This window comes from Wolbachia endosymbiont of Tuta absoluta, assembly GCF_059414725.1.
Genome location: NZ_JBNRJY010000361.1, coordinates 1 through 5,409, shown reverse-complemented (window position 1 = coordinate 5,409; position 5,409 = coordinate 1). Strand labels below are relative to the sequence as shown.

The 5,409-nt window shown below is 33.7% G+C and carries 3 protein-coding genes and 1 pseudogene; 1 reads left to right on the top strand and 3 read right to left on the bottom strand.

Annotated features, from left to right (window positions below; genetic code table 11):
* Window positions 1-86 precede the first annotated feature (86 nt).
* A complete protein-coding gene (locus tag ACJ5GX_RS03830; protein WP_367363632.1) occupies window positions 87-1,319 on the bottom strand; it encodes a hypothetical protein in 1,233 nt (410 codons plus the stop codon).
* 158 nt (window positions 1,320-1,477) lie between these two features.
* Entirely contained in the window at window positions 1,478-2,755 is a 1,278-nt protein-coding gene (locus ACJ5GX_RS03825) for an adenylosuccinate synthase (RefSeq protein ID WP_007302822.1), read from the bottom strand.
* Window positions 2,756-2,934: 179 nt separating this feature from the next.
* Here ACJ5GX_RS03825 and ACJ5GX_RS03820 point away from each other — a divergent pair, with 179 nt between their 5' ends.
* A complete protein-coding gene (locus ACJ5GX_RS03820) occupies window positions 2,935-4,467 on the top strand; it encodes a hypothetical protein (RefSeq protein WP_052264694.1) in 1,533 nt (510 codons plus the stop codon).
* A 373-nt stretch (window positions 4,468-4,840) separates the two neighbouring features.
* Here ACJ5GX_RS03820 and ACJ5GX_RS03815 read toward each other — a convergent pair.
* A pseudogene (locus ACJ5GX_RS03815) lies at window positions 4,841-5,266 on the bottom strand (amino acid kinase family protein); the annotation flags it as partial.
* Between the last annotated feature and the right edge of the window lie 143 nt (window positions 5,267-5,409).

Sequence of the window (5,409 nt, the reverse complement as noted above, 5' to 3'; positions counted from 1 at the left end):
CTCAACTTGGAGGACATTTGGCTAGAAAAAATGATCTAGAACCAGGCCCCATTACTATTTGGAAAGGATGGAGACGTCTCTTTGATCTAGCAGAAGGATGGCGACTTGCTCACGAACTTTATATTTGTGGGTAATAGTAAGTTGCTATTAATAGAAGGAGAAGAAGGAAGGCTATTATCAGCATCAACTTTATGATCTAACTTCCCCTCTGGTTCCTTACCTTGATAAGCCACCATAGATTCATTGTAAAAATTAATAGGAGTAGCCCTATCCTCTTCTAGTGATTCCATTACAGCATCATATAAGGAGAGACCTTGAATATATAATTCATCGTTTTGCTTTATTAATTCTAGAATCTCCTTCGATGACACAAAATCTTCACCATCAAATTTTAGTACTTCAGTTATGCCATCACTACTCACATTCATAATCATGGTACACATTCCTGATCCATCTTTTGCAGCCCAAGTGCTTGTCATTTCATAATATGCACCTTCTTTAAATTCATAATATCTTTTCTTATCTTTTTTACGAGCGTGTATTTCATGTTTTTTATTGCAATAGATATTCAGTTCTTTAATATCTTTCTCTTGCTGTAAAACGTCACTAATCTTTGTTGGCTCACTATTGTCGTAATGAGTAAGGTTAATATTCAAAACTCTATTATTATTGTCAATTTCTTCACAGTAAACTTGAAAGTCCTCTTTCCATTTTCCAAAATACCTACTTGCAACTTCTTTTCCTTCCTTTACTAACTCTATGTATTTACCTATATTTTTCTCAAAGTCCTCATTAACAGGCTTTTCTCTTTCTTTTACTGCTTGATCCACGTACATTCGCTTAAAATCATTATCACCTATTAGATCATTAAAACGCCAATTATCATAAGCTTTTTGTATATCAGCAAAGTCCATCTTTTCTCTCAAAAGCGCTAATAAGCTTATCTTATCTCTCAAATTTTCTAACTCACAATCGAGAAAATCATCGAAACTGCATAACTTTTTATACAGTTCCCTATCTTCTATAATTGAGCGAAGAAATTTCATTATAGTAAGGTTCTTAATGGAAGGCTCATTTTTTTCTGCATCATTAATATAGCTTTTGAGAAATTGAAATATACCAAGCCCATCACTATCTTGGACAAACTTCTCTCTATCATTAACACAATTGTTGCCCTGTGATGAACATAATCTATTATGCAATTTTTGCAAGTCATGTATTGACTTAACTACATATTCTGCAACTGACAATTCTCTCAGCTGATCACTTGTTTTTTCCGCTCTTACTGCTTTGTCTCCCTTAGTCAAACCTGCAATCATAATACGCCTCCTTTAACTATGTTTATATTATAACAATCAACATGTATTTAAGAAAAATCACACTGCTCACTGTACGTTTACGCTGCTACTTTGCATAATAGATTGCTTGAAGTCACACAAGTATCGTTTTTTATTAGATAAAAGTTAACAAGACGTTTTCATAGATTTTTAAGCTTAATAACATCCTCTCTATTGGGACTAGTTGAAATTAGATGAATTGGTACACCTATTAATTCTTCTATTTTTCTCACATATTTCATCAAATTTGCAGGTAATTCCTTAACTGACCTTTTGCCTTGAGTTTTCTCTTTCCAACCAGGAAATTCTTCATATATTGGCTCTAATTCTTTTTGTATTGAATGTGATGCGGGTAAATAATCATACATTTTTCCGCCATACTTATAACCAGTGCCTATTTTAATAGTATCAAAAGAATCAAGAATATCTAATTTGGTTAATACAATGCTTGAAACTCCAGAGAGTTGTACGGCCTGGCGCACTAAAACTGCGTCAAACCATCCGCAGCGCCTTCTTCTATTGCTTACTGTTCCAAGTTCCTTACCTATAGAAAATAAGCTGTCTCCAATCTCGTTATTTTGTTCAGTAGGAAATGGACCATTACCCACTCTTGTTGTATACGCTTTTGCTACACCAATAATTTGAGCATTGTAGGATAATCCTGAGCCTGTTATCGCTTGCGATGCTACGGTATTACTTGAAGTAACAAAAGGGTAAGTTCCGTGGTCGATATCTAAAAATGCGCCTTGAGCGCCTTCAAATATTATTTTCTTACCTTCTTTCATAAAATCATTTAGTATCTTCCACACAGGTTTTTTATATAAAAGAATTTTTTCTGAAATCTCTTGAATTTCCTTTAATATTTCTTCTTTTTTAACTACCTGGTAGTTAAGTCCTTTTCTGATAGCATTATGGTAACTCAGGAGAGCATCCACTCTTTGATTGAGCTCATCTGTGTTTTCTAAGTCACAAAGGCGTATAGCTCTCCTGCCAACTTTATCTTCATAACATGGCCCTATCCCTTTGTTTGTTGTACCAATTTTGTGATTTCCGTTTAAATCTTCAAATAGCTTTTCCTTGTCCTTATGTACGCTAAGTATTAATGGACAGCTCTCGGATACCATCAAGTTGTTATAGTTTACGTCTACTCCTTTAACTTTCAATGACTCTATTTCTGAGACTAGAGCATGTGAATCAAGAGCAACACCGTTTCCTATAATAGATATTTTGTCCGCTCTCAAAACAGCAGAGGGCAGTAAATTTAATTTATAAACCTCATCATCTATTACTATAGTGTGCCCTGCATTATTTCCTCCCTGAAATCTCACAACTACATCTGCATTCTCAGAAAGATAATCTACTATTTTACCCTTGCCTTCGTCACCCCATTGCAGACCAACAATTACAATATTATTCATCACTATTTTCTAGATTAATACGTAAATATTAATGCAGCATGCTACAAATGAAAAGAGAAATCTACGCCTTTCCTATATCCCTAAAATAAAGAAATAGACTATCGACTTTTTTATATATTATAAAATTATTCATCATTATATGGTACAACTTACAGCATATTTATAGTAAGGTGTTAATTATGAAAGAGGCAAAGAAGAGTCCGGTAGTTAGATTAAAGGCCACAGCTAAAGAATTCAATTTTAGTAAATTAAGAGCAGATCAAGATAATAAATTAGCGAATTCCGGTGAAACAATGTTCTTAGATTTTCAAAGAATGAATTTTATTATTAATGAAAAAGAAATAGATAAAAATTTTATTATTGCATTTAAGGAAGGAGCTAAAGATTATAAAAATGAGATTTTTAACCGTGATAATTTTGATAACCTCTCTGAAGAAGGTAAAGCTTTTATGGAACCAGTACTTAAGGAGCTTGATCAAGATAGACTATCTGAAGTTTGGGAAAATCATTGTAATAGCCCTACAGTTGCTGATGAAAAAAAAATTGATGAATATAGAAAGGAATTTGAGAGATTTTATAACGCAGGGAGAAGCTCTTATCATCTATTCTCCAAAAAAGATTACCGTGCATTAGCAAAGGAAATTTTCAAGGAAATGTTCAGGTACGCTGGGGCAGAAGTTCCAAGTAATGCTATTTTAGAAGAGCTAGTCACCAATTGTAATCAAGCAGGGTATGGGGCTGGTATATTTAATGAATCTCATGCCGCACTCAGTAGTTGTAATTTAACTCCACACAGTCCTAAAAAAGTGCTAAACATTTACTGCACTGACCACAACCGCATAAAAGTGACGTCTGATATGGCAATACCTATAACCACGATTGACAATCCGGAAGAGAAAATATGTGACCTATCCAGCTCATTAGAATTTACACTTGAGTCTCAATATGGTGAAGACCTTGTAAAATATGGAGATGGTAAATTATCACTTACTATTCCTGAAGAGTTGAAAAACTATAAAGACAATGGCAAGACCTTGTTTGACACTATTAAAGAATATTTTCAGAAATTCTGTGCAAAATTAGGATTTAAACCTGAGGCAAAAATACAAATAGAGCATAGCTTAGGTACTCAAATCAAAGTAAACAACTATTTAGATGGTACAATATCTACTACAGGATCGGATGCAAATGAAAAATTTACCAATCTTTTAAAGAAAAATCTCAGAGAGAGGTTATTGGGATCAGGAGTTGCTCTAGGAGGTGAAGATGTTGATGATATTATTGAAGTCAGAGTATCTTCAGTTATGGATCTACTGCGTGATTATACTAAATTGGAAGATAATAAAGAAAACAGAGAGTTATTAATAAGTGAAGTAGCAGATAATTTAGGGCTTTCCACTCAAGATAAAACAGCATCAGAAGTATTGATGGAATTAAACTCTTTACCTTCTTCGATAAAAGGTCAGGTTAATCATAATCAAGTGCAGTTTGTTGTAAATATTTTTACCAATTTAATTGTTGAAGGAAAAAGCGAAGTATACAAAGAAAAAAATGCAATTAATGCAATTGATGCAATTCATCAGAAGATAGATAAGGCAATTGTTGAACAAGAAAAAAAAGCAACCAATAAACAAGATATGGAAAATGGTAAATGGACAGATAGAATCAAAAAACAGAAATTATCTGTGGAATCACATGGGCATTTGCATTAAAGATACTGTGTACAGAGGCGTAGTATGCTCAATTTTCGCCTTTCATTTAAAGCACTCAAATTGACCAAACACACTCAATCCAAAGCGTTTGTAGATTCGATATCTTGAGTAACTTGACGCAGAGAGAATTGTATACCTTAGTCAACTTTTCTAGCGGTATCCATAAGGTAAATCATTATTTGAGTGTTACACCCAAGCCCTCTTTATTTTCCTCTGTTATCAAGCTAAAAATACCATTTGGTTTCATTATGTATACGAAACTATTATGCTTGCAAGAAAAAAAAACCCTAAAAAAACTGGAAAAGAGAATAGGAATTTGACATAAGCTATTCCCAAATTTTCAATGTTCATATGGTTATAAGCAGTACAGCTATTAATCATCCATTATTGATATACCTGAATTATTCTCAGTAAATAAATCAAGTATAATGTTAGGTACTCTACTATCAACTATGTGAACAACCCCTGCACATTCTTCTACCATTTTAGTATATGACATAAGCCTTTCAACAAATTTTTCTCCTTTAATTTTTCCACAATCAATCGATTCTTTTAAATTTTTAATCAAGACTCTTCCATTGCCAACTTTGTTTATTTCTTCATCTGTATCACTCAAGATTATCATTTTAGATGCGTAAACTGCAAGTGCAATTGCACTTGCAGTGCTATCAGTATCAATATGATATGTTTCTCCATTTTTTCCATAACCGATAGGTGCAATAACTGGTATAGAATCTGATTCTTCAATAAAGAATAATATATCAGGATTGATTTCAGTTGGTCTACCGATAAATCCCATGATAGCGCCGCTCGTTCTGGTAGTAGATCGTCGACATCTGGTTGACGCTCGTGTGCACGTGGGACATGAAGTTGGACACGGATGTCACCAGGTTCTCCTGAAGCGGGAAAAAACTTGTGCAGTCGTCCAATCGATTTTGGTAG

What these genes read in the sequence shown, in the direction of transcription:
- ACJ5GX_RS03830 (WP_367363632.1), bottom strand. Translation starts at nt 1,319, where the DNA reads ATGATTGCAGGTTTGACTAAGGGAGACAAAGCAGTAAGAGCGGAAAAA.
- ACJ5GX_RS03825 (WP_007302822.1), bottom strand. Translation starts at nt 2,755, where the DNA reads ATGAATAATATTGTAATTGTTGGTCTGCAATGGGGTGACGAAGGCAAG.
- ACJ5GX_RS03820 (WP_052264694.1), top strand. Translation starts at nt 2,935, where the DNA reads ATGAAAGAGGCAAAGAAGAGTCCGGTAGTTAGATTAAAGGCCACAGCT.